The sequence below is a fragment of the Kitasatospora sp. NPDC086791 genome (genome assembly GCF_040685975.1).
Lineage (GTDB): Bacteria > Actinomycetota > Actinomycetes > Streptomycetales > Streptomycetaceae > Kitasatospora.
Map to the genome: position 1 here is coordinate 14,119 of NZ_JBFBOC010000023.1, position 23,334 is coordinate 37,452.

The following is a 23,334-nucleotide window of genomic DNA, read 5'->3' on the forward strand; positions in this document are numbered from 1 at the left end:
CCCGTTCGGGTCATGCCCGGGCCCGTCGCGGCTGATCCGTCCGGTCGTGGGGAAAGTGCGGGCGGATACGGCGGACGCGGTCGGCGCGGTGGTCGTGGCCGGCCGCACACGAGGAGGAGGACCGGTGACGGGTACGGGTGAGGCGGTGGCGGCCGGAGTGCCGGGCGCGCGGGGGGCGGACGGACTGCCGCGGCACGGCGTGGACCGGGCGACGTTCCGGGCGGTCGCGGGTGCGCGCGGCGGGCCGGAGGCCGTTCGGCTGCTGCGTGCCGGGCAGTTGAGCAAACGCGCCCTGCTGCTGCTCGCGCTGCACCGGGCCGCGCCGGAGCACGAGGGCTACCGCGAGGCGTACGGTCGGGTGCGGGTGCTGCAGCGCGAGGACCGGCCGCGGTGGGAAGAGGTGCTGCTGCGGCCGGAGTTGGACGCCTGGGCGGCCGACTGCCTGCGCGTCGTCGCGGCCGGGACCGGTGCGTCGGCCGGGTCGGGTGGGCCGGGCGAACCGGCCGGGTTGGGCGGGTTGGGCGAGTTCCTCCGGGACGACTCCGGCCGGGCACTGGCGCTGGAGTGCGACGGGCTGCGCTGGGCGCCGTCCGTCGATCACGCCGGGCCGCGCCGGGTGGACTACGGACGCCCGCCCGCCGGTCCGCTCACGGAGGCCGAACTCGCCTGCTGGGAGGAGCGGTTGTCCGAGGCCTGGCGGATCCTGGTGCGCCGTCACCGGCGCCACGCGGAGGCGGTCGCGGCCTGTGTCGTCACGATCGTCCCGCTGTGTCCCGCCCCCGGCGGGGAGGCGGTCAGCGCCGCGGCCCGGAGGGCGTACGGAGCGGTGGCGACCTCGCTGCCGGGCGATCCGGTGCTGCTGGCGCTGGCGCTGGTCCACGAGTTCCTGCACGTCCAACTCGGCGCCCTGCTGGACCTGGTGCCGCTGCACCGGCCCAACGGGCCGGCCGTCTACCATGCCCCCTGGCGGCCCGATCCGCGTCCGGCGGGCGCGCTGCTGCAGGGCACGTACGCGCACCTGGGGGTCGCGGACTTCTGGTGTGCGGAGGCGGCCGCCGGGGCGGGCGGGGCGGCGCGGGTGGAGCAGGCGCAACGGGAGTTCGCGCGCTGGCGGACGCACACCCTGACGGCCGGGCGGACGCTGCTTGAATCAGGGGAACTCACTCTGCAGGGGAAAGAGTTCACGGACGAGCTGGTTCGTTCCGCCTGTGAACTGGGCGGCCCGGGCCGGTGCTCCTGGGGCCGTTCGGGGGTGCCGGCCGCACTCGGACGAGGGCGGGAGGAGGGGAATCGACCGGCGGATTCGTACGCCTGCCCGGGCGGTGGCCCCGGCGGGTGCCGTGGCGGGTGGGGCGGCGACACGCTTGGGCGTGCGCCACGGCGCTTTGCGCGACCGCTGAACGGGTGATTCTTCGGGGTTCTGCGGGCCGTCGTACGGCGTCGGCCGCTCGGGGAGCCCAACTTGAGTCCGCAAGGTGCTGTGTGGAGTCCTCGCTGGCATTACATTTGGTCTCAACTGGGTGGACTTACCCACCCTCGGCAGGTCCTAACCGCGCCTAAGGAAACGAATATGACTCCGGTAACCAGCACCAGGCCCGCCGGCAAGCTCACTGACACTCAGGAGACGCCGGAACGCCCGTCCCTCGCCGATCTCGCCGCGCTGGGCGCGGAGGAGCTCGCCGCCCGACTGCAGCGCGCGCTTCCCGGCGCGGATTCCGGCCTCGTGCCGGTCGCGGCTTTCAACTCCTCGATCTGATCCGGCCGGGACCACCGAGCGGCACCCAGACCGAGCCGATCCGAACGGATCTCCGAACAGTTCCATGACGACGTCAATTCCGCTGCCCTTGACGCAGTTCGTGGTCAAGATGCACAGCAGGTGCGATCTCGCCTGCGACCACTGCTACGTCTACGAGCACGCGGACCGCAGCTGGAGCTCCCGCCCGAAGGTCATCGCGGACGGGATCCTGGCCAAGGCCGCCGAGCGCATCGGCGAGCACGCGGCCGCCCACCGGCTGCCCGCCGTCCGGGTCGTCCTGCACGGGGGAGAACCCCTGCTCGCCGGCCCGGACCGGTTGCGCCGGGCCGCCGAGGCGTTCCGGGCCGCGCTCCCGCCCGGCTGTGCGCTCGACCTGCGCATCCACACCAACGGGGTGCTGCTGAGCCGCGCCTACTGCACGCTGTTCGCGGAGCTGGACCTCAAGGTCGGCATCTCGCTGGACGGCGACCGGGCCGCCAACGACCGCCACCGGCGCTTCGCCGACGGGCGCAGCAGCCATCCGCAGGTCCTGCGGGCGGTCGCGCTGCTGAACGAGCCCGGGTTCCGGCACCTGTTCGCCGGACTGCTCTGCACGATGGACGTCGAGAACGACCCGGTCGCGGTGTACCGCGCGCTGGCCGAACTCCGTCCCCCCGCAGTCGACTTCCTGCTCCCGCACGCCACCTGGGACGAGCCGCCCAAGCGCCCCGCCGCGCTGGGCGCCACCCCCTACGCCGACTGGCTGCTGACCGTCCACCGGCTGTGGGAGGCGGACGGGCGGCCGTTCGCCGTGCGGACCTTCGAATCCGTGCACCGCACCCTGCGCGGGTTCTCCAGCCTCACCGAATCGCTCGGGCTGGAGCCCTCGGACCTGGCGGTCCTGGAGACCGACGGCACCTTCGAGCAGGCCGACAGCCTGAAGACCGCGTACGACGGTGCGCCCGCCACCGGGATGGACGTCTTCGCGCACAGCCTCGACGACCTCGCCCGCCACCCCGGCATCGCCGCCCGTCAGTCCGGTCTGGCCGGGCTGAGCGAGGCCTGCCGCGCCTGTTCCGTGGTCCGCTCCTGCGGAGGCGGCCTGTACGCCCACCGCTTCCGGAGCGACGATGGAGGAGGCAGCTTCGACCATCCCTCCGTCTACTGCGGTGATCTCATGACGTTCATCAACGGGCTCGCGGGGAAAGGCGGTTCGGCTGCCGTGCCGGCCGTTCCGGCTGCCGTACCCGCCGTACCCGCCGTTCCGGCCGTTCTGACTGTTGTTCCGGCCGGGTCGGCCGTACCGGCCGTGCCTGTGCAGGGGGCCGAACCGTCGCCCGGCGCGCAGCCGCTGCTGCCCGGCGCGCTCACGCCCGCGCAACTCGACGAACTCGCCCGCGGGTACGGCGGCGCGGACACCGTGGCCGTGCTCGGCCGCTCCCAACTCGCGCTCACCCGGGCGATGCTGGCCGCCGCCTGGGACGCCTCCGGGCAGGGGCGCCCCGAGGCCTGGGCCCTGCTGTCGGCGCTGGACGTCGAGGCCCCCGCCGCCGTGGACGCCGTCCTCGCCCACCCGTACGCCCGCGCCTGGGCGGCCCGGCGGCTCGCCGGGGACCTGCCGGTCGGGCTGGGCCCGCTGGCCGCGCTCGCCGCGGCCGCCGCGGTCCGGGCCGGGCGGGGCGACGCGGTGCCGGTGCCGGTGCGGGGCGGATGGCTGCACCTGCCGACGCTCGGGCGGATCGCCGTCCCCGACGGGGAGGCGGTGGTCACCGGACGGGCGGACGGCTTCGAGGTGCGGGCCGGCGACGGCTCGGTGCGCACGGTCCTGGACGAGCCGCTGCGGCGGGTCCGGCTGGCCGGCGGCTGGACGCTCGCGCTGGAGGACGCCGACCCGCTGCGCGACTGCCACGACCACCCGGTGGCGGACCGCCTGCCGGACGGCGAACTCCTCGACTGGACGGGCGCGTTGCGCGAGGCCTGGGAGCTGCTCGGGCGGGACCTGCCGGGGTACGCCGAGGGCATCCGGGCCGGACTGGCGACGGTCACCCCGCTGCGTCCCGGCCCGGCGGGCCGGGACGTCAGTTCGGCGGCCCGACAGGCGTACGGCGCGGTCGGCATCGCCCGGCCGGCCACCGCGCCGACCCTCGCGCTGCTGCTCGCCCATGAGTTCCAGCACGTCAAGCTGGGTGCGGTGCTGGACCTGACCGACCTGTACGACCGCGCCGACGACACGCGCTACTTCGCCCCCTGGCGGCCCGATCCCCGGCCGCTCGAAGGGCTCCTCCAAGGGACCTACGCCCACCTGGCCGTCACCGAGTACTGGGGCACCCGCACCCTGGCCTACGACGGGCTGCCGGGCGAGGCCGCCGACCGGGCGCGCGCCCAGTTCGCGCTCTGGCGGCGGTACACCGCCGAGGCGGTGGAGCGGCTGGCCGGATCCGGGGCCCTGACCGGGACCGGCTTGCGGTTCGCCGACGGCATGCGCGCCACCGTGGCACCCTGGCTCGCCCTGCCGCTGCCCGCCGTCGCCGAACAGGCGGCGGACCGGGTGCGACGGGAACGGGCCGGGGTCTGACCCCCACTCCGCCCGCCCCGGGACCTCCCCCGCCCGGGGCCCTCACCCCCGGGGAGCCGTCATCCTCACCGAATCCCGCGACGGCGGCGTCGCCGTCGCGGACGTCGCCGCTCCGGCGCCCGTCCGCTCCCGCCTCCGTCCGCTCCGCCGCGAGTTCGCCGACCTCGGGGTCCGCCCGGGCACGGTGCTGCACGTCCAGGCGTCCCTGCGCGCGCTCGGCCCGGTGCCGGGCGGGGCCGCCGGCGTGATCGACGCCCTGCTGGACGTCCTGGGCCCCGAAGGGACCCTGGTCGCTTACACGGCCACCCCCGAGAACTCCGCCACCTCGCGCGTCCACCGGTCCGCCACCGCCGGTCTCTCCCCGGCGGACGTGGCCGGATACCGGGCCCGGATGCCGCGGTTCGATCCGGCCGCCACCCCGGCGTCGCCCACCATGGGGACGCTGTCGGAGGCGATCCGGCGGCACCCGCGCGCGCTCCGGAGCCGCCACCCGCAGACCTCCTGGGCGGCGGTGGGCCGGCACGCGCGGGAGATCACCGGCCGCCACCCCGACGAGTGCCACCTGGGCGCCGACTCCCCGCTGGGCCGGCTCTACGACCTGGACGCCCGGGTGCTGATGCTCGGCGTCCCGATGGACCGGTTCACCGCCTTCCACCTGGCCGACCTGCGCCAGTCCGACGTGGTGCTGCGCGAGTACCGCTGCGTGGGGGAGGACGGCTGGACCGTCTTCACGGCGCCGGACCTGGACGACGTCCACTTCGGCCGCCTCGGCGCCGAGGTCCTCCGCACCGCCCGCGGCGTCACCACCGGCCGCATCGGTGGCGCGGACTGCCGGCTGGTGCCGGTGCGGGAGGCCGTCGACCTCGCGGATCGGATCCTGCGGAGCACCCGCGCCTGAAGCGCGTCCGCGCACCGCAAGCCCCCCGACGATGCGCGGGAAGTCGGACCCGCCGACGTCCCGCGTGGGGGAGGCGCTCGGCTGCGGGCCGGGCGTTGGCGTTGGCAGGGGCAGGGGCAGGGGCAGGGGCAGGGGCAGGGGCAGGGAGCGGGCAGGAGCGGGCTTACCGGCGCCGCTCCCACACGGCCCGGGTGAGCTCGTACTCCACCTCGCCGTGCTCGGAGCCCGGGATCGCGTCCGGCCAGTCGCCGGTGAAGTTCCGCAGGAACGACAGGCCCGACTTCTCCATCACGCGCCGGGAGCGCGTGTTCACGGTCATGGTGTTCGCGGTGACCCGCTCCACGCCGAGCTCGGTGAACCCCTTGTCGATCAGCTCCCGGGAGCCCTCCGTCGCGTAGCCCTTGCCCCAGGCGGTCCGGTTCAGGCGGTAGCCGAGCTCCACGACGGCGGGGCTGTGCTCGTCGAGGGGGCGGAACTCGAACCAGCCGAGGAAGGCCCCGGTCGCCTTCTCCTCGGCGGCCCAGAAGCCGCGGGTGCCGGAGCACGGGTAGTCGTGGAGGAGGCGCGGCAGGACCCTGGTCCGGACCGTCTCCAGGCTGGCCGGCGCACCGCCGTTGATGAAGCGCATGACCTCGGGGTCGTCGTCCAGCGCGAAGAGGCGGTCGGTGTCGGCTTCGGTGAACGGGCGCAGCACGAGCCGTTCGGTCTCAAGGAAGACAGGCATGCCGCGATCTTCTTCGGGCGCCACCGGTCGTGCCACCGGATATTCGCCGGTGCCGCCCGGTGGCCCTCAGGCGACGAAGTGGTCGAACTCGCCGGCCTTGGCGCCCCGGACCCAGGCCAGGAACTTGGTGCGGGTGGTGGTGACGACGCGGTCCGGGTCGTTCGACTCGCGGATGTAGACGAGTTCGCCCTCGGAGGCGATCTCGATGTAGTCGGCCCGGTCGCCGCTGAGGCTGGACTTCTGCCAGTCGAGGTGTTCCACGGGTGCCCCTCCGGATGGTTCGCGGTGACCGGGACGAGGGTACTGCCCCCAGAGCACCGACGGCGGCATCGTTTCGGTCATGTCAATTCGTGCGAGTCGTTGTGCTATTCCATTGGGGTGTCAGTCGTTCCTACACTGAAGCCCCGCCGCACGGGGGCTGCGGGAGGCAGGTTGCCGACGGGCCCGGGGGAGGCGCGTGTGACTGACCGGGGCTGGGACGACGACGACACCCGGCCGTACTTCTTCCTCTCCTACGCGCACACCCCGAAGGCCGGCGCGCGTGGTGCCGGCGACCCCAACCACTGGGTCCGGCAGCTGTACCGGGACCTGTGCGAGGCGGTGCTGCAGCTCACCACCGTCCCGGACGGGGTGCCGGTGGGCTTCATGGACGAGTCCATGCACCAGGGCGAGCTGTGGGCCGAGCGGCTCTCCGACGAGCTGGCGTCCTGCCGCGTCTTCGTCCCGCTCTACTCGCCGCGCTACTTCAACAGCGTCCCGTGCGGGCAGGAGTGGCACGCCTTCACCCGCCGCCCGGTCTACCCGGCGAACCTCGACTCCGAACGGACCAGCGGCATCGTCCCCGTCCTGTGGGCGCCGATGAGCCGCTACCGGCTGCCCAAGGTGGCCAGTGAACTCCAGTTCAACCACGCCGGTTTCGGGCCCGACTACGCCACCGAGGGCCTGTACGCCCTGATGAAGCTCACCTACTTCCGCTCCGCGTACGAGCTGGCCGTGCACCGCCTGGCGGCCCGGATCGTGCAGGTCGCGGAGGAGACCGTGATCCCGATCGGGCGGCGGCTCGAATTCAACTCCCTCCCCAGCGCGTTCAACGTCACCGCGCCGACCAAGCAGCTGCGGATCTCCGTGCTCGCCTACCACCAGGGCGAGTTGCCGGAGGACCGCAGCCCCGACTACTACGGCGACCGGCGCACCGACTGGCATCCGTACCGGCCGGTCGGCTCGCCGATCGCGCAGCACGCGGTCCGCCTGGCCCGGCAGTTGGGGTTCCAGCCGACCGTGCACGAGTTCGACGACGAGGCGGAGTCGATCATCGAGGGCCACGCGGAGGCCCCCGGCCTGCTGCTGCTCGACCGGTGGGCGCTGCGCGACCCGCGCCGGCGCGAGCTGGTACGGCGGTTCGACCGGTCGGACTCCACCTGGGTGAGCGTGCTGGAGCCGTGGAACGCCGACGACCCGGAGTGCGAGGAACAGGCCGGCGAACTCGGCCAGTTGAGCGATGACGCGCTGCGCATCACCCGGCGCGCGGGCCGGCCGAGCTTCCTCGGCGTGACCGGTCCGACCGGGCTGCACACCCTGGAGGACTTCGACGACGCGCTGCCCCGGGCCGCGATGAAGGCCAAGTACGCCTTCGAGGGCCGCACCCGGGCCGAACCGGAGGAACCGCCACCGTCCCGGCCGAGCCTGCGGGAGGCGTTCCGGCGCGGCGGGCCCGGCCCGGACGGAACCGGGCCCGACCCCTTCGAGGAGGAACCCGACCCGGGCAACGGCGGCGGCCCGGGCCCCCACGGCAACGGCCGCAGCCCCCACGGCGACCGCACCGGCAATCACACCGGAGATCGCACCAGCAGTCACACCGGCAACCGCAACGACCCGTACCGCGAGCACGGCCCGTACCGCGACGACGGCGATGACCCCGATGACGGGATGGCGCCCCTGGGAGGACGAGGAAACCGATGACCGAGAACCGCACCAGGAACCTCCGCCTCGGCGGCCTCACCGCCGCCGACCTGGCCGCCCAGCGCGAGGCCGGGCGACAGGCCGCGGAACAGGACCGCGACGGCCGGATCATCACCTTCTACTCCTACAAGGGCGGCACCGGCCGCACCATGGCCCTCGCCAACACCGCCTGGATCCTCGCCGCCAACGGCTTCCGGGTGCTCACCGTGGACTGGGACCTGGAGGCGCCGGGCCTCGCCAAGTTCTTCCACCCCTTCCTCGACCCGGCCTCCCTCGCCGGCACCACCGGGATGATGGACCTGATCGCCGAGTACCGCGAGGAGGCGCTGCGCCCGGTCGAGCACGCCGAGGGCTGGCACCTGGACTTCGCCCGGGTGCACCCGCACGCGCTGTCGCTCACCTGGCCGCACTTCCCGGCCGGCGGCAGCCTGGACTTCCTCTCCGCGGGCCAGTTCAACCGGGACTACTCCGAGGCCGTCACCCACCTCGACTGGGACATCTTCTACGACCGCTTCGACGGCGGGCAGTTCTTCGACGCCCTCAAGGCCGACATGGCCAAGCGCTACGACTACGTGCTGATCGACTCCCGCACCGGCCTGTCCGACATCGCCGAGATCTGCACCGTCCAGATGCCCGACGACCTGGTGGTCTGCTTCACCCTGAGCGACCAGTCCATCGACGGCGCCTCCCGGATCGCCCAGCACATCCACGACCGCTACCGCGACCGCGGCATCCGCATCCTGCCCGTCCCGATGCGCATCGACGAGGGCGAGAAGGAGAAGGCGGACGCCGGCCGCGCCCTCGCGCGGGTCCGCTTCGACGGCCTGCCCTCCGGCTTCAACGGCGAGGAACTCGCCCAGTACTGGGGCTCGGTGGAGATCCCGTACCGGCCGTTCTACGCCTACGAGGAGATCCTCGCCACCTTCGGCGACCAGACCGGCACCCCCACCTCGATGCTGGCCGCCTGTGAGCGGCTGACCTCGATGATCACCGAGGGGCGGGTCTCCGGCCTGCCGCCGGTGGACGAGACGGTCCGGCTGCGCTACGTGGACGCGTTCACCCGCCGCCGCCCGTCCGTCCCCGCCGACCTCTACCTCTCCTACGTCCCCGAGGACCGGATGTGGGCGGACTGGATCGAGTCCGTCCTCACCCGGGCCGGCTTCCGGGTGCTGCCCCGCGACCTCAGCGCCGGCACCGACCCGCGCGAGGAGACCGAGCGCGGCATCGACTCCGCGTTCCGGACGGTCGCCGTGCTCTCGCCCGCCTACCAGCGCTCCCCGCAGGCCCGGGCGCTGTGGGAGTCGGTGGTCAGCTCCGACCCCTCCGGCACCCGGCGCCAGCTGTTGCCGGTCCGGGTCGGCGACGTCCGGCTCACCGCGCCGTTCAGCAACCGCAACCCGGTCGACCTGGTCGGCCGCGACGAGACCCAGTCGATCCAGAGCCTGCTGCGCGCCCTCGGCCGTGGCGACGGGGCGCTCGACGACGCGCCCAACGGCGGGCCGCGCTTCCCCGGCAGCAAGCCCTCGGTGTGGGACGTCCCGCCGCGCAACCCGTCCTTCACCGGCCGCTCCGCCGTCCTGGAGCAGCTGCGCAACCAGCTGCGCGGCGGCATGGCGGCCGTGCTGCCCACCCCGCAGACCCTGTACGGGCTCGGCGGCGTCGGCAAGACCCAGGTCGCGCTGGAGTACGCCCACCGCTTCATGTCCGACTACGACCTGGTCTGGTGGATCGACGCCGAGCAGACCGAGCTGGTCGCCCCGGCGCTCGCCGAACTCGCCCGCCGGCTGGGCCTGCGGGTCGGCGACTCGGTGACCGAGGCCGCCGAGGCCGCCCGGGAGGCGCTGCGCCGCGGCGTGCCCACCTCGCGCTGGCTGCTGATCTTCGACAACGCCGACGAGCCCGCCGAGATCCGCCGGTTCTTCCCCGGCGGCTCCGGCCACATCCTGGTCACCTCCCGCAACCAGGCCTGGACCGGGCACGCCGAGGCGCTGGAGGTCGACGTCTTCACCCGCGGCGAGAGCGTCGAGCACCTGTGCCGGCGCGCCCGCAGCCTCTCCCGGCCGGACGCCGACCGGGTCGCCGAAGCGGTCGGCGACCTGCCGCTGGCCGTCGAGGTCGCCGCCGCCTGGCTGGACACCACCGGCACCCCGGTGGAGACCTACGTCAGCCAGCTGCACGCCGAGGCGGCCCGCGCGCTGGCCGTCGGCCGCCCCGCCGACTACCCGACCCCGGTCGCCGCGACCTGGAACGTCTCCATCGGCCGGCTGCGCCAGCAGTCCCCGGCGGCGGTGCGGCTGCTGCAGCTGTGCGCGTTCTTCGCGCCCGAGCCGATCTCGATGAACCTCTTCTACAGCGACCAGATGATCCGGGCGCTGGTGAGGTTCGACGCCGACCTCAGTGACAAGTTCATGCTGGGCAAGGTGATCCAGGCGATCGGCCGGTACGCGCTGGCCAAGGTCGACGCCGGCAGCAACAGCTTCCAGGTGCACCGGCTGGTCCAAGCGGTGATCCGGGCCGGGATGACCGCCGACGAGCAGGAGGTCGCCGTCCACGAGGTGCACCGCATCCTCACCGGCGCCCGGCCCGTCCTCGGCGACACCGACGACCCGGCCAACTGGCCCGCCTTCGACGAGATCTGGCCGCACCTGTCGCCGTCCAAGGCGCACAACTGCGACGAGGCGGACACCCGTCAGCTGCTCATCGACCGGGTCCGCTACCTGTGGAAGCGCGGCGAACTCGACCGCGCCCGCGACCTCGGCCACGCCCTCGACGCGGAGTGGACCAGCAAGCTCGGCGAGGACGACCGGCAGACCCTGCTGCTGCGCTTCCAGCTCGCCAACGTGCTGCGCTCCCAGGGCAGTTACGCCGAGGCGCTGGCGCTGGACGAGGCCACCCTGGAACGCCAGCGGGCGCTGCTCGGCGAGCACCACCCGTACACCCTGATGACGGCCGGCTCGCTCGGCGCCGACCGCCGGGCGCTCGGCCGGTTCCAGGCCGCGCTCGACCTCGACCGCGAGATCCTCGACCAGTTCCGCGAGCTGTTCGGCGACGACAACCCGCGCACGCTCTCCATGGCGAACAACCTGGCGATCGACTACCGGCTGGTCGGCGAGAGCGAGGCCGCCCGCGAACTCGACCAGGAGACCCTCGACCGGCGCACCGCCGTGCTCGGCCCCAAGCACCCCTACACCCTCATCACCAAGTCCGCCCTCGCCCGCGACCTGCGCGAACTCGGCGACTACCGGGGCTCGGTGGAACTGCTCCAGGAGGTCACCGCGGACTTCGGCGACGGGCTCGACCCGGGCCTGCCGGAGAGCCTGCGCAACGCCAAGTCGCTGGCCGTCTCGCTGCGCCGGATGGGCCAGCTCGCCGAGGCCCGCCGGATCACCAAGGAGACCTACGAGCGCTACCTGGAGCGCTACGGCGCCGACGCCCCCGACGCGCTGGCCTGCGCGCTCAACCTGGCCGCCGACCACAGCGCGTTCGGCGACAAGGAGGCCGCCCGCGACCTCTGCTCCACCGTCTTCGAGGGCCACCGCCGGCTGTTCGGCGACGAACACCCCTTCACCCTGGCCTGCGCCAACAACCTCGGCATCTACCTGCGCGGCAGCGGCGACGTCCAGGGCGCCATCGAACGCGGCCGGCTCACCGTCGAGGGGCTCACCCGCTCGGTCGGCCCGGAGCACCCGTACACCCTCAACGCGATGATCAACCTGGCCAACGCCTACGGCGACGACGGGCAGTCCGCGCTCGCCGAACAGCTCGGCCGGGCCGCCCACCGGGGCCTGTGCGAGCGCTACTCGGCGCAGCACCCGGACGCGGTGGCCTGCGAGGCCAACCTGGCCGTCACCCTGCGGTCGGCCAACCGGCACACCCAGGCCGCCGAGCTGCGCGCACGCGCGATCGCCGAGCTGATCCGGCAGTTCGGCGAGGAACACCCGAACACGGTGTCGGCGCGGGGCTGGAAGCGGATCAACCGCGACCTGGAGCCGCAGCCGGTCTGACCGGGAGGGCGGGGTACGCTGCGGCACCATGAACGAGCGCAGCGGGAGGACCACCGGAAGCCGCGGGTGGGCGGAGGCCGCTGCCGGGCGGAGCGAGGTGGACGCATGAACGGGCGCAGCGAGGGAACCACGGGCCGGAGCACCCCGCCCCCGGTCCTGGTCACCCGGCGCCTCGCGCCCGGCGTCATCGAACGGCTCACCGCCCGGCACGCCGTCACCTGCCACGACTCGGACCTGGCGATGGACCGGGCCGAGCTGCTCGCCGCCGTCCGCGGCCGGCGGGCCGTGCTCACCACCCTGGACGACCGGGTGGACGGCGAGTTCCTGGACGCGGCCGGTCCTGGGCTGCGGATCGTCGCCAACCACGCGGTCGGCTACCACAACATCGACCTGGCGGCCTGTGCCGAGCGCGGCGTGCTGGTCTCCCACACCCCGGGCGTGCTCACCACCGCCACCGCCGACATGGCCTGGGCGCTGCTGCTGGCCGCCACCCGCCGGCTCGGCGAGGGCGAGCGGCTGCTGCGCTCCGGCACGCCCTGGACCTGGGCGCCCACCTTCCTGCTCGGCCTGGAACTGGCCGGCACCCCGCTGGGCGTGCTCGGCATGGGCCGGATCGGCCGGGCGGTGGCCCACCGGGCCCGCGCCTTCGACATGCCGGTCAGCTACCACAACCGCCGTGAACTGCCGCCCGAGCAGGCCGGGGGCGCCGAGTGGAAGTCGCTGGAGGACCTGCTCGCGACCTCCACCGTGCTGGTCGTCACCTGCCCGCTCAGCGAGGCCACCCGGCACCTGCTGGACGCCCGCCGGCTGGCGCTGCTGCCGCCCGGCGCGGTGGTGGTCAGCATGACCGCCGGGGTGGTGGACGAGGAGGCGCTGGCCGCCGCGCTGGAGTCCGGCGCGCTGTTCGCCGCCGCCGTCGACAACTTCGAGCACGAGCCCGCCGTCCCGTCCGCGCTGCTCGCCCAGGAGCGCGCGGTGCTGGCCCCGCACCTGGGCAGCGCCACCGTCGCCACCCGGCAGGCGATGGGCGGCCTGGCGGTGGACAACGTCCTGGCGGTGCTCGACGGCGGGGAGCCGGTCACCCCGGTGCGGCCCTAGCTAGGCCGCGGTCCGGGGCACCCCGGTGCGGCCCTGGCGGTTCTGATCAGTTCTGGTCGCGGAGGTCGGTGACCGGATCAACCCGCCGCCCAGGCCAGGGCGGTGGTCATCACCCGGAACGCCCCGAAGTGCGCGGCGCCGGGCTCCAGGAAGAGTTCGGCGTCCGGGATGTGGTCGGCCAGCCAGCGGGAGTGGTCGACCGGCGAGAACTGGTCGTCCGCGCCGTGCCAGAGCCAGGTCGGCACCCGCACGGACCCGACGTCGAAGCCCCAGTCGGCCGTGAAGGCCAGCACGTCGTCGATCCAGCCGTCCGCGCCGTGCCGGAACGCCTCCCGGTAGTTGCTCTGCAGCATCCGCCGCAGTCCGCTGTCGGCCACCACCTCCCGGTCGGCGGGGGAGAGTTCGGTGCGCAGCCCGTTCAGCAGCCGGACCGGGTCGTCCTTGATCTGCCGGGAGCGGAACTCCATCGCGTCGGCGATCCGGCCGTGCCCGCGCTCGGCCTCCTGGTACGCCCGGACGTTGGACGGGGTCATCCCCGCGTACCAGTCGAGGCCGGTCGCGTTGCGCGGCGCCAGGCCCACCAGGACGGCGACCCGGCTGACCCGTTCCGGCAGCAGGGCCGCGCAGGCCAGCGCGTGCGGTCCGCCGCCGGAGCGGCCGAGCACCGCGAAGCCGTCCAGCCCGAACTCGTCGGCGATGGCCCGCACATCGGCCGCCGCCGCGGCCACCCGGCGGCCGAACAGCCGGGTCGAGTCGCCGTAGCCGGGCCGGTCGTACGAGATCAGCCGCACGCCGAGCCGGTAGAGCACGGTGCTGCGCGGGTGCGGGCCGACCCGGCTGCCGGGCATGCCGTGCAGCAGGAACACCGGCCGGCCGCGCGGGTCGCCGAGGGACTCGACCGCGAGGGCGCGGTCGTCCGCGGTCTTGACCATCCGTAACGACACCTGCGGCCTCCTCAGTGCTCCCGGTCGGTTCGGTGCTCCGGGCCGGTCCCCGGCTCCCGGTCGTTCTCCCGGCCCCGGTCGTCCTCGTGCTCCGGGTCGTCCTCGTGCTCCGGGTCGTCCTCGTGCTCCCGGTCGGTGGTGGTGCGCACCTCCCGGCGGGCCTGCCAGGTGGTGTGCTCCCGGGAGATCGCGTCCTCGGCGTCCCGGGCCAGCCGGGCCCAGACCTCCTCGGCCTCCAGGGCGTCCAGGTCCAGTTCGGCGAGCTGGCGGCGGATCTGCGCCAGTTCCTCGGCGGCCAGCGCGTACGCGGCGGCCAGCGGCCGGTACTGGCGCAGTTGCGCCCAGGCGGTGACCGAGGCGGCCACCGCCGAGACGGTGCCCAGCGCGTCGTAGGTGAACGCGCCGAGCGCCCGCAGCAGCGCGAGCGCGAGTCCGAGCGCGGGCAGCAGCACGCCCAGCACCCCGGCCCAGTGGCCGGCCCGGGCGCAGTGCCGGGCCTTGGCGCGGTACCAGTCGTGCTGCACCCGGATCCGCTCGTCCAGGTACACCTCGCGGCGCACCGCGAGCGGCTGTTCGCGCAGGTCGCGCATCGCCGCGGTGATCTCCGCCCCGCCGTCCGGCGCGGCGACCGGGCTGTGCTGGAAGGCGTCGAGCACCCGGCCGAGCTGGAAGCGGTACAGGCCCTCGGCGTCCGGCAGGGTGCGCGGCGGCGGCTGGTAGGCGTCGGCCCGGACGGCGTACTTCCAGACCAGGGTCTTCACCGACTCGGCGGCCGCCCGCCCCTCGTACCAGAGGCCCTGCGGGTTCTGCCGGCTGATCACCACCGCCAGCGCGATCGCGCCGAGGTAGGCGCCGGCGGCCGGCCAGGCCCAGGGCTCGCCGTCGGCCGAGCCGGTCGCGGCGGCGACCACCAGCAGGATCAGCTCCCAGGCGGAGAGCAGCACCGAGCGCCGCTGCCCGCGCAGCGAGGCCGCGTCGGCGGCCCAGAAGAACCCGGGCAGCAGGTCCCGCTCACGCACCCACCCGGTCCGTCCCGCACCAGACGCCATGTTCGGCCCCCACCCGTCGCTCCGGTCGCACCGCTCTCCTGCCCCGGGCGGCTTCCCGGTACGCCTGGCGCCGCCCGGGGCGGCGCGCAATGGCCGGGAAGGCCCGCTGGATTGTCCGGTACGCCTCGTGTTCGAACCGACACCCAGCGTGCGGGGGTGCGAGGGGTCGGCGGGTGTGCGCGGGGGTTCGGCAGGTGCGCCGGCAGGTGCGCCGGCAGGCGCGTCAGTAGGTGTAGAGGACCCGCTCGGCGTTGTCGGCCATCTGCCGGGCGTTCCACTCGGTGCCGCCCGGGACGTTGCCGGAGCGGAACAGCGGCGGGGCGGGGGCGTCCCCGGCGGCCGCCCGGTCGGCCAGTCGGCCGACCGCCGAGGCGACCACGGCCTGCATCAGCGCGCTGGTCACGATGGTGGAGACCGGGCCGAAGGTGGTCTCGGCGCCCGGGTGGGTCAGCTCGCCGTCGCCGACCGCGATCTTGCTGTCCAGCACCACGTCGCAGTGGTCCTTCAGGTACGTGCCGGACGGGTGCGCCGAGGGCACCTCCGCCGGGTAGGCCAGCGAGGTCACCCCGACCACCTTCAGGCCGCGGTCCCGGGCGTACCGGGCCAGCTCGACCGGCATGACCTGACGGCCGGACAGCGAGATCACGAACAGCAGGTCGCCGGCGGTCGCCGGGGTCAGGTCCAGGGTCGCGGTGGCCAGCCCGGAGACCCGCTCCAGGGCGCTGGACAGCGGCGCGGGCATCACCGTGACCCCGGTCGTCCCGGGCACGTTCAGCAGGTTCACCGGGACCAGGCCGCCGGCCCGGTAGACCACGTCCTGGGCCGGCAGCGCCGAGTGTCCGGCACCGAAGGTGAAGACCCGGCGGCCCTCCGTCATCGCCTCCGCCAGCAGCGCGGCGGCGGCCTCGATGGTGTCGGCCTCCTCCGCGCGGACCCGCTGGAGGTGGCCGATCGCGGCGTCGAAGTACCTGCCGACCAGGTCGTTCATCTGGTGCCTCCGCTCTCTGCCGGTGAGGGAACCGGCCGGGTGGGGCGGTCCGGGTGGTCCAGACCGCCGGTGGAGAAAGCTACGGCGAGCACGGTCGCGCCCCGGTGGTACCGCTGTCAACAGGAGCGAAATCCCGTACCCGAAGCCGCCGAGCGGGCCCGGTTGTCGCCCCGGTACGTCAGAATTGGCGATGAGGACACCGAAGAACGGAGCCAGCGGCGATGTCTGGGCTGATCGACACCACTGAGATGTACCTTCGCACCATCCTGGAGCTGGAGGAGGAGGGCATCGTCCCGATGCGCGCCCGGATCGCCGAGCGCCTGGAACAGAGCGGGCCGACGGTCAGCCAGACGGTCGGCCGGATGGAGCGCGACGGACTGCTCCAGGTCGCCGGGGACCGTCACCTCGAACTCACCGAGGAAGGCCGCCGCCTCGCGGTGCGCGTGATGCGCAAGCACCGCATCGCGGAGTGCCTGCTCGTCGACGTGATCGGCCTGGAGTGGGAGCAGGTGCACGAGGAGGCCTGCCGCTGGGAGCACGTGATGAGCGAGACGGTCGAGCGCAAGGTGCTCGCCATGCTCGGCCACCCCACCCAGTCCCCGTACGGCAACCCGATCCCGGGCCTGGACGAGCTGGGCGACACCAAGGCCGAGGGCGAGGGCTTCGACGCCGGGCTCGTCCCGCTGGACACCGTCAAGCCGGGCGACGACGGGGCCGATGTGGTGGTCCGTCGGATCGGCGAGCCGATCCAGACCGACAGCGCCCTGATGAGCACGCTGCGCCGGGCCGGCGTCCGCCCGGGCTCCACGGTCAAGGTGAGCGCCGGGGTGGCGGGCGTGCTGGTCGGCAGCGGGGAGAACGCGGCGGAGCTGGGCAAGGACATCGCCCAGCACGTCTTCGTCGCCCAGCCCTGAGGGTCGGCGCTCGCGACGACCCGCGAGCGGGACGACCGGCTGACAAGACGCCCGACGGGCGAACGACCAGGGCCCGCTGCTCCCCGTGCAGCGGGCCCCGCTCGTCCTCCCCGCTCCCTCCCTGCTCCCTCCCTGCTCCCCGCCCGGGCTCCCTCCCGGACTCCCCTCCAGCGCCTCGCCCGGCTTCCCCGTCCGAGCGACCCTCCGGCGTTCCCACGCACCGCAATTCCTCCCCTCGGCCGATCATGGCAATCCTTGAGCGCTGTCACTCGTACGAGGGGCTTCTCCGGTTGACCAGCGGGTAGGCGGAAGCCTTATCCGGACATGCGTATGACGGGCCCCGCCTCCGGTGGGAGGCGGGGCCCGTCACTCGCGCGCGTTGTGTCGCGCGGTGCGCGCCCTCGCCCGATAGGCGTAGGGCGGCCGTTCAGGGGAGGGTGAACCGGCGGGCGGCCGCGCTCAGCCCACCGTCGCCGGCTGGGCGGCCCGGGCGGCCTGGTGGGCGGGCGCCTCGCGGCCGCAGGCGTACGCGAGCGGGCTGATCAGCTCGGCGGCGTCGGGCAGCCAGCGGTTGAGCGCGGAGGGGGAGCGAGCCCACTGGGCGTACCCGGTGGAGCCGATCCGGGACGGCGGGGCGACGGTCCAGTCCCCCTCGCCGCGGGCGACCAGGTCCAGCCGGCCGGGCGGCCAGCCGAGCTTGCGGAGCATCTCCGGGAGCTTGGCCGCGACCCCGGGCAGGACCAGGAAGTGCAGCCGGCGGCCGATCCGTCCGGGCGCGGCGGGCAGGACCGCGACCGGGCCGAGCTGGAGGTCCATCCGTTCCATCCGGGCCAGCGCCAGGCAGCCGGCCGTCTCCGGCACGTCCAGGACGTCGAAGGAGCGGCCGGTGGGCAGCAGGATCGAGGCTTGCGGGCGCTCGGTCCACCAACGGCGCACCGCGCCCGGCCCGGCGCTCGCCCTGCGGGCCCAGTCCGCGTCCAGCGGGTGGGCGCCCGGCAGCGTGCAGTGCCGGTCGCCGCAGGAGCAGCGGGCGGGCCCGTCGCCGTCGATCAGCCAGGCGCCCGGTGCGACCTCCCAGTGGCGGTTCTCGGCGTAGCCGACGGCTTCGATGAGCAGCGGGGGCAGACCGGCGTTCTTGTCCTGGCCGGAGGCGTCGGGGGTGTCTTCCACGCGCTGCTCAACTACCGTGTGTGAGCCTGGTTACGGCCCGGTGCTGCCCGGTTGGGCGCATCCCGGCAATGTCACCCGTTCCGGTTACTCCTCCGAGTTGGGGCGGCCGGGAGCAGGCGCAGCGGGGGCGCACGGGAGCATTTCCCAGGGCGCAAGGGGGGTGCGGATCGTCACCGTGGGTATCCCGGTGGCGTTGCTGATCGCTAACCTGGTGTCAGATTCCTTGGACGGTCGGACAGTCGGCAACAGATCAGCAGAATCGTCGCCCGCCGGCCGGGACCGGAGGGTGTGGGGAGGCGAAGCCCAATGGCCGCGAGACCACTCGTCGCACGACAGCCCAACGAGCGTCTGCAGCAACTGATCCAGGAGGCCAGCTGCTCCAACGCCGGCCTGGCCCGGAGGGTCAACCTCTGCGGCGCCGAGCACGGGCTGGACCTGCGCTACGACAAGACCTCCGTCGCCCGCTGGCTGCGCGGTCAGCAGCCGCGCGGCCAGGCGCCGGCGGTGATCGCCGAGGCCCTGGGCCGCAAGCTCGGCCGCAGCGTGTCGGTCGAGGAGATCGGCATGGCCGACGGCAAGAACCTCAGCTCGGGCATCGGGCTGCAGTTCGCGCCGACGCTCGGCGCCGCCCTGGAGCAGGTCTGCGAGCTCTGGCGCAGCGACGTCGGCCGCCGCGACTTCCTGACCGGGGCGACGGTCGCCGCCTCCGCGCTGGTGGAGCCCAGCCGGGACTGGCTGATCACCCCGCCGGATCCGGTGGTGGCCCGGGCCGGCGGCCCCCGGGTCGGTCCGACGGACGTGGCCGCGATCAAGGCGACCACCGCGATGCTGGTCGACCTGGACCACCGCTTCGGCAGCGGGCACGTCCGCCCGGTGGTGGTGCACTACCTCAACTCGGTGGTCTCCGGCCTGCTCGGCGGCGCCTACCGGGAGGAGACCGGTCGCCAACTCTTCGCCGCGGTGGCCCGGTTGACGGAGCTCGCCGGCTACATGGCGGTGGACACCGGGCAGCCGGGGCTGGCCCAGCGCTACTACATCCAGGCGCTCCGGCTCGCCCAGGCGGCCGACGACCGCGGTTACGGCGGCTACGTGCTGGCCGCCTCGATGAGCCACCTGGCGGCGACCCTCGGCAACCCGCGGGAGATCGCCCAACTCGCCCGCGCCGCCCAGGAGGGCGCCCGGTCGGTGGCCACCCCCACGGCGATGGCGATGTTCTACGCCGCCGAGGCCCGCGGCCACGCCCTGCTCGGCGACGCCCGCTCCTGCGAGGCGGTGTCGGCCAGGGCGCTGGAGATGATGGAGAAGCGCCGCCCGGAGGACGACCCGGACTGGATCGCCCACTTCGACGACGCCTACCTCGCCGACGAACTGGCCCACTGCCACCGGGACCTGGAACAGGCCGGCCAGGCCGAGCACTACGCCCGCCGGGCGCTCGACCTGCACCCGCCGACCCGGGTCCGGCGCCGTGCGGTGGACCTGGTGCTGCTGGCCACCGCGCAGTTGCAGCAGCGGGACCTGGAACGCGCCTGCGAGACGGGCACCCAGGCGGTCCGGCTGCTGAGCGGGCTGCGCTCCAACCGGGGCGTGGAGTACCTGGACGAGTTCCGGCGCCGGCTGGAGCCCTTCCGGGAGCAGCGGGTGGTCCGCGAGTTCCACGCCCGGGCGGACGCGGAGGCCGCCTGACCAGCGGCGGACCCGTACCGTCCGGACGGGGAGCGTGACGGATGTCCCGCCCACGTGGTCACCCGGTGAGCCGAACCGGTAGCGTGGGCGTGGCGTCCAAGGAACTGTGATGCTCCCAAGAACCGACGAGATGTGGTCCGCCGTCAGCGCGCGGTCCTGCACAGGTGAGGAATCGCGTTGAGTCAGCGCCGCTCGTACCCCAACTCGGGTGACTTCAACCTGGACGACCTGTTCCGCCCCGAGCCCGGCGGGCCGCAGGGCCAGCCGGGGCAGCCGCAGTTCCAGGAGCAGCCCGGCCGGCCGCCGTTCCCGGGCCAGTCCGCGGTGCCGCCGGTGGGGCAGCCGTCCGGGCAGCCGGAGTACCTCGGCGAGGGTGGGTACGCGTCCGAGGGGGCGTACGTGTCCGAGGGCGGGTACCCGCCGCCGCACCAGGCCCCGCCCGCGCAGCCGGTGCCCGGGCCGGGTGCCCCGTGGGGCGCGCCGCAGCCCGGGTACGGCGTGCCGCCGCAGGCCGAGCAGGCCCCGGAGACCCAGTACCTGCCGCCGTACCCGGCCGGCGATCCGCAGGGGGGCGGCTACCCGGCGCCGGGGCCGCAGGCCCAGCCCGGCTTCCCGCAGCAGCAGCCCGCGCCCGGCTACCAGGCGTACCCGCCGGCCGCGCAGGTCCAGCAGGTCCAGCCGGCCTACCCGGCGCAGGACCGCGGCCAGGGGTACGCGCCGGACCGCGGCCAGGGCTTCGACGCGACCCAGGCGGGCGGGTCGGCCCGGGACGGCCGCCCGTCCAACAAGCTGATCATCGGCGGGGTGGTGGCGGGCTGCGCCGCGGCCGGCATCCTGGTCGCCGTCCTGATGAGCGGCAACGACGCCACCAAGGACGAGAAGAAGAGCACCCCGGTGGCGGCGGCCACCACCGGTGCTGCCTCCGGCACGGCGAGCGCGAGCGGCTCCGGCGCCGCCGTCGACCCGGACGTCAAGGCGCAGGCCCAGCCGCTGTCGGACCTGCTGGGCACCGCGAGCGACAGCCGGAGCGCGGTGGTCTCCTCGGTCGCCTCGGTGCAGAAGTGCGACAAGCTGCCCGAGTCCCAGCAGGCCCTGACCGCCGCGGCGGGCAAGCGGCGCGAGCTGCAGAGCAAGCTCGGCCAGCTCAAGACGGACAAGCTGCCCGGCGGTCAGCAGCTGGTCGAGCAGCTGAACGCGGCCTGGACCGCCTCGGCCCAGGCCGACGACGAGTACGCGGCCTGGGCGCAGGACGCGCAGGCCGGCTGCGACGCGAAGAAGCAGGACAACCAGCACTACAAGAACGCCGTCCAGGCCAGCGGCACCGCGACCAACGCCAAGAAGCAGGCCTCCACGCTCTGGAACACGATCGCCGGCCAGACCGGCCTGCCCAACCGCGGCGACGGCGACCTCTGACCGGCGGACTCTGACGGGCGACCTCTGACCGGCGGGCTCAGACGGGTGGGCTCAGACGGGCGGACTCTGACGGGTGGGCTCAGACGGGTGGGCTCAGACGGGTGGGGGCGGGCCGCGACCGGCCCGCCCCCACCCGTACCGCGCCCGTCACGCCGGCGGGCGTCCCCCGGTGAGCACCCAGCGGACGTCCACGAAGCCCGGCTGCTGCAGGGTCATCCGGCCGTTCTTGACCACCTGGTAGGTGACCCAGGTGTTCACCAGCCGCGGCGACGCGGTGCTGGGCAGCATGCTGGTGGTGCCCCAGTTCAGCGGCGGGGTGATCCCGACGTCGATGCCCTCGCCGGAGTCCAGCAGCCCGGTGACCGTCTTCGTGGTGACCGACTTGCCCGCCTCCGACAGCTTCTGCGCGGCCACCCGGAACACCTCGTACGCGACCCAGGTGGTCTGCACCCCGGGGTCGGAGACGTCGATGGTGCTGCCGCCGGTGGTGTCGGTGCGCACCACCCCGCGCAGCCCGTCCCAGATCTTCGCCGACTCCGGCGGGTACCAGCTGGCGACGTAGGCGCCGCCGAGCGGGCCGGAGTCACCGCCGGTGGAGTCGACCACCGACTGCTGGACGCTGCCGATGACCGACGCGAGCCGGGTGTTCTTCGGGTTGAGCCGCCGGTAGGAGTCCAGCAGGTTGCCGGTCGGCACGGCGGCCAGCGCGCTGGTGACGCAGTTGCCCGGCTCGTCCTTGCCGATCGCCTTGCGGGCCACCGGGGTGTAGTCGGAGGACTGCTCGGGCGCCTTGACGTCCAGCAGTTTGATCCCGGCCGGCCGGAGCGCGGTGCCCAGGTAGCCGAGCAGGCTGTCGCCGGCCGGGGTGTCCGGGCGGACCACGGACACCGACTTGCAGCCGGCGTCCACCAACTGGCGTCCGCTGCCCGCGATCAGGGCCGGCAGGCCGCCGTCCACCGGGTAGGACAGCGGGCTGGCGAACTCGGGCTGGGAGAGCCCGTAGCCGCCGATCAACGGGATGCCGGCGCGCTCCAGCACCGGCATGAAGGCCTCGCCCCACTGGCTGTAGGAGCCGATCACGGCGACGGCCTTGGCGTCCACCGCCTGCTGGGCGCAGGCCCGGGCGCCGTCGGCGGTGTTGTGCTCGTTGCAGGTGATCACCCGCAGCCGGTGGCCGTTCAGCCCTCCCTTGGTGTTGACGTCCTGGCCGATCGCGGAGGCGAGCGCGGTCATGCCCGGCCGGTCGGCCGAGCCGGTCCCGGAAGGGGCCCAGGTCATCACGGTCAGGTCGGCGCCGCTGGTGGAAGCATCGGCCGGTCCGCCGCACGCGGAGGCCGAGAAGAGGGTGGGGAACAGCACCGCAGCGGTCGCGGCGGCGGCGATCGGACGTCGGCGGCGGCGCCGTCCGATCGCGGGACGGGCCTGGAACGGATCCCTTCGGCTGGTCATCGGTCTTCCCTCTCTGGGGCGCACTCCGGCGCACCGGAATCAGCCAAGCCCCGGCGCCGCAAGCCGAGAGGGCCGAAGTGCGAACGATCGGCAAACGGCCGCTGAAATCCGGAGGGGTACGCGTGTAGATCGGGAGTGGAGTACGAACGGACGAGGAACGTACGATCGTTGACCATGTCCGTCAGCACAGATTCTTCGCACCGGTCCGCCCGAAACCCTTCTCGTCCGGGCCACCGCTCCAGCACCATGGGCGGCATGCCGCTCAATGACCTGCCCTGGTGGCGCTGGCGAGCCCGACTGCGCTCGGCGCTGCACATGCTGTCCGACCCCGCCTTTCAGCAGGAGGCCTGGCTGACCGGCCGGGACGGCTACGGGGACATCACCGACGCCGTCTACCGGCTGGTCGAGGACACCTGGCTGGACCGCTGGTCCGCCGAGAAGTACGTGGGCACGATGGTCCGCGACTCCGCCGAGGCCGCGCTGGTCGACGTCGCGGTGCTGCGGGCGGTGCAGATGCTGCACGAGGTCGGCGCGGACGCCCCGGCCTCCGCCTACCTCGGCCACCCCGGCTGGCCGGAGGCCGTCCGGGCCGCCCGCGAGGCGCACGTGCTGCTGGCGTCCAACGACGGGGACGACCCGGACGCGGCGCCCAAGTCGCTGGACGTGCTGCGCATCCTCACCCAGGTCTGACCTCCGGGCCCGCCCGGGCCGGCCCCGGTCGGACGATGCCG

The 23,334-nt window shown here is 74.2% G+C and carries 18 protein-coding genes; 11 read left to right on the forward strand and 7 right to left on the reverse strand.

Features of this window, described 5'->3' with window-relative positions:
• The first annotated feature begins 124 nt into the window (after positions 1-124).
• From AB0Q99_RS25355 to AB0Q99_RS25370, 4 genes are all read left to right on the forward strand, one after another.
• A complete protein-coding gene (locus AB0Q99_RS25355; RefSeq protein WP_363575440.1) occupies positions 125-1,408 on the forward strand; it encodes an HEXXH motif-containing putative peptide modification protein in 1,284 nt (427 codons plus the stop codon).
• Between the two features lie 162 nt (positions 1,409-1,570).
• Entirely contained in the window at positions 1,571-1,756 is a 186-nt protein-coding gene (locus AB0Q99_RS25360; protein ID WP_363575442.1) for a hypothetical protein, read from the forward strand.
• Positions 1,757-1,820: 64 nt separating this feature from the next.
• On the forward strand, positions 1,821-4,310 hold the full coding sequence (locus AB0Q99_RS25365; protein ID WP_363575444.1) for an FxsB family cyclophane-forming radical SAM/SPASM peptide maturase: 2,490 nt from the start codon (positions 1,821-1,823) through the stop codon (positions 4,308-4,310).
• 184 nt (positions 4,311-4,494) lie between these two features.
• Positions 4,495-5,208, forward strand: a complete 714-nt coding sequence (locus AB0Q99_RS25370) for an AAC(3) family N-acetyltransferase (RefSeq protein WP_363575446.1) — start codon at positions 4,495-4,497, stop codon at positions 5,206-5,208.
• A 163-nt stretch (positions 5,209-5,371) separates the two neighbouring features.
• On the opposite strand, the gene AB0Q99_RS25375 is transcribed toward AB0Q99_RS25370, so the two are convergent.
• Complete coding sequence (locus AB0Q99_RS25375) at positions 5,372-5,932, reverse strand: GNAT family N-acetyltransferase (RefSeq protein ID WP_363575448.1); 561 nt, start codon at positions 5,930-5,932, stop codon at positions 5,372-5,374.
• Positions 5,933-5,998: 66 nt separating this feature from the next.
• On the reverse strand, positions 5,999-6,193 hold the full coding sequence (locus AB0Q99_RS25380; RefSeq protein ID WP_363575450.1) for a DUF397 domain-containing protein: 195 nt from the start codon (positions 6,191-6,193) through the stop codon (positions 5,999-6,001).
• A 198-nt stretch (positions 6,194-6,391) separates the two neighbouring features.
• On the opposite strand from AB0Q99_RS25380, the gene AB0Q99_RS25385 reads away from it, so the two are divergent.
• From AB0Q99_RS25385 to AB0Q99_RS25395, 3 genes are all read left to right on the forward strand, one after another.
• Positions 6,392-7,891: a TIR-like protein FxsC gene (locus AB0Q99_RS25385; RefSeq protein WP_363575452.1), complete on the forward strand. Its 1,500-nt coding sequence runs from the start codon at positions 6,392-6,394 to the stop codon at positions 7,889-7,891.
• A 149-nt stretch (positions 7,892-8,040) separates the two neighbouring features.
• The gene (fxsT, locus tag AB0Q99_RS25390) at positions 8,041-11,895 is read left to right on the forward strand and encodes an FxSxx-COOH system tetratricopeptide repeat protein (RefSeq protein WP_363575561.1); all 3,855 of its coding nucleotides are present in this window, start codon (positions 8,041-8,043) and stop codon (positions 11,893-11,895) included.
• 105 nt (positions 11,896-12,000) lie between these two features.
• Positions 12,001-12,993 (forward strand): D-glycerate dehydrogenase, encoded by a 993-nt coding sequence (locus AB0Q99_RS25395; protein WP_363575454.1) that lies wholly within the window; start codon positions 12,001-12,003, stop codon positions 12,991-12,993.
• A 77-nt stretch (positions 12,994-13,070) separates the two neighbouring features.
• Here the strand turns inward: AB0Q99_RS25395 and AB0Q99_RS25400 are convergent, their stop codons facing one another.
• The 3 genes from AB0Q99_RS25400 to AB0Q99_RS25410 all read right to left on the reverse strand — a co-directional run bounded on the left by AB0Q99_RS25400 (position 13,071) and on the right by AB0Q99_RS25410 (position 15,974).
• Positions 13,071-13,925, reverse strand: coding sequence for an alpha/beta hydrolase (locus AB0Q99_RS25400; protein WP_363575456.1), 855 nt, complete (start codon positions 13,923-13,925; stop codon positions 13,071-13,073).
• 23 nt (positions 13,926-13,948) lie between these two features.
• Positions 13,949-14,956, reverse strand: a complete 1,008-nt coding sequence (locus AB0Q99_RS25405; protein ID WP_363575458.1) for a DUF4231 domain-containing protein — start codon at positions 14,954-14,956, stop codon at positions 13,949-13,951.
• 253 nt (positions 14,957-15,209) lie between these two features.
• The gene (locus AB0Q99_RS25410; protein WP_363575460.1) at positions 15,210-15,974 is read right to left on the reverse strand and encodes an SIS domain-containing protein; all 765 of its coding nucleotides are present in this window, start codon (positions 15,972-15,974) and stop codon (positions 15,210-15,212) included.
• A gap of 221 nt (positions 15,975-16,195) precedes the next feature.
• Between AB0Q99_RS25410 and AB0Q99_RS25415 the strand changes: the two genes are divergently transcribed.
• A complete protein-coding gene (locus tag AB0Q99_RS25415) occupies positions 16,196-16,888 on the forward strand; it encodes a metal-dependent transcriptional regulator (protein WP_363575462.1) in 693 nt (230 codons plus the stop codon).
• A gap of 459 nt (positions 16,889-17,347) precedes the next feature.
• Here AB0Q99_RS25415 and AB0Q99_RS25420 read toward each other — a convergent pair whose 3' ends face one another.
• Positions 17,348-18,058, reverse strand: coding sequence for a bifunctional DNA primase/polymerase (locus tag AB0Q99_RS25420; RefSeq protein WP_363575464.1), 711 nt, complete (start codon positions 18,056-18,058; stop codon positions 17,348-17,350).
• 306 nt (positions 18,059-18,364) lie between these two features.
• Between AB0Q99_RS25420 and AB0Q99_RS25425 the strand changes: the two genes are divergently transcribed.
• A complete protein-coding gene (locus AB0Q99_RS25425; RefSeq protein WP_363575466.1) occupies positions 18,365-19,741 on the forward strand; it encodes a transcriptional regulator in 1,377 nt (458 codons plus the stop codon).
• 177 nt (positions 19,742-19,918) lie between these two features.
• Positions 19,919-21,154: a hypothetical protein gene (locus AB0Q99_RS25430; protein ID WP_363575468.1), complete on the forward strand. Its 1,236-nt coding sequence runs from the start codon at positions 19,919-19,921 to the stop codon at positions 21,152-21,154.
• A gap of 147 nt (positions 21,155-21,301) precedes the next feature.
• On the opposite strand, the gene AB0Q99_RS25435 is transcribed toward AB0Q99_RS25430, so the two are convergent.
• A complete protein-coding gene (locus tag AB0Q99_RS25435; protein ID WP_363575470.1) occupies positions 21,302-22,603 on the reverse strand; it encodes an ABC transporter substrate-binding protein in 1,302 nt (433 codons plus the stop codon).
• Between the two features lie 174 nt (positions 22,604-22,777).
• Between AB0Q99_RS25435 and AB0Q99_RS25440 the strand changes: the two genes are divergently transcribed.
• Positions 22,778-23,293, forward strand: coding sequence for a hypothetical protein (locus AB0Q99_RS25440; protein ID WP_363575472.1), 516 nt, complete (start codon positions 22,778-22,780; stop codon positions 23,291-23,293).
• Positions 23,294-23,334 lie beyond the last annotated feature (41 nt).

Excerpts from the sequence above, each read along its gene's own strand:
- AB0Q99_RS25395 (WP_363575454.1), top strand. The coding sequence starts at position 12,001 with ATGAACGGGCGCAGCGAGGGAACCACGGGCCGGAGCACCCCGCCCCCG.
- AB0Q99_RS25425 (WP_363575466.1), top strand. The coding sequence starts at position 18,365 with ATGGCCGCGAGACCACTCGTCGCACGACAGCCCAACGAGCGTCTGCAG.
- AB0Q99_RS25375 (WP_363575448.1), bottom strand. The coding sequence starts at position 5,932 with ATGCCTGTCTTCCTTGAGACCGAACGGCTCGTGCTGCGCCCGTTCACC.
- AB0Q99_RS25435 (WP_363575470.1), bottom strand. The coding sequence starts at position 22,603 with ATGACCAGCCGAAGGGATCCGTTCCAGGCCCGTCCCGCGATCGGACGG.
- fxsT (WP_363575561.1), top strand. The coding sequence starts at position 8,041 with ATGGCCCTCGCCAACACCGCCTGGATCCTCGCCGCCAACGGCTTCCGG.
- AB0Q99_RS25440 (WP_363575472.1), top strand. The coding sequence starts at position 22,778 with ATGTCCGTCAGCACAGATTCTTCGCACCGGTCCGCCCGAAACCCTTCT.
- AB0Q99_RS25365 (WP_363575444.1), top strand. The coding sequence starts at position 1,821 with ATGACGACGTCAATTCCGCTGCCCTTGACGCAGTTCGTGGTCAAGATG.
- AB0Q99_RS25400 (WP_363575456.1), bottom strand. The coding sequence starts at position 13,925 with ATGGTCAAGACCGCGGACGACCGCGCCCTCGCGGTCGAGTCCCTCGGC.
- AB0Q99_RS25415 (WP_363575462.1), top strand. The coding sequence starts at position 16,196 with ATGTCTGGGCTGATCGACACCACTGAGATGTACCTTCGCACCATCCTG.
- AB0Q99_RS25360 (WP_363575442.1), top strand. The coding sequence starts at position 1,571 with ATGACTCCGGTAACCAGCACCAGGCCCGCCGGCAAGCTCACTGACACT.
- AB0Q99_RS25410 (WP_363575460.1), bottom strand. The coding sequence starts at position 15,974 with ATGAACGACCTGGTCGGCAGGTACTTCGACGCCGCGATCGGCCACCTC.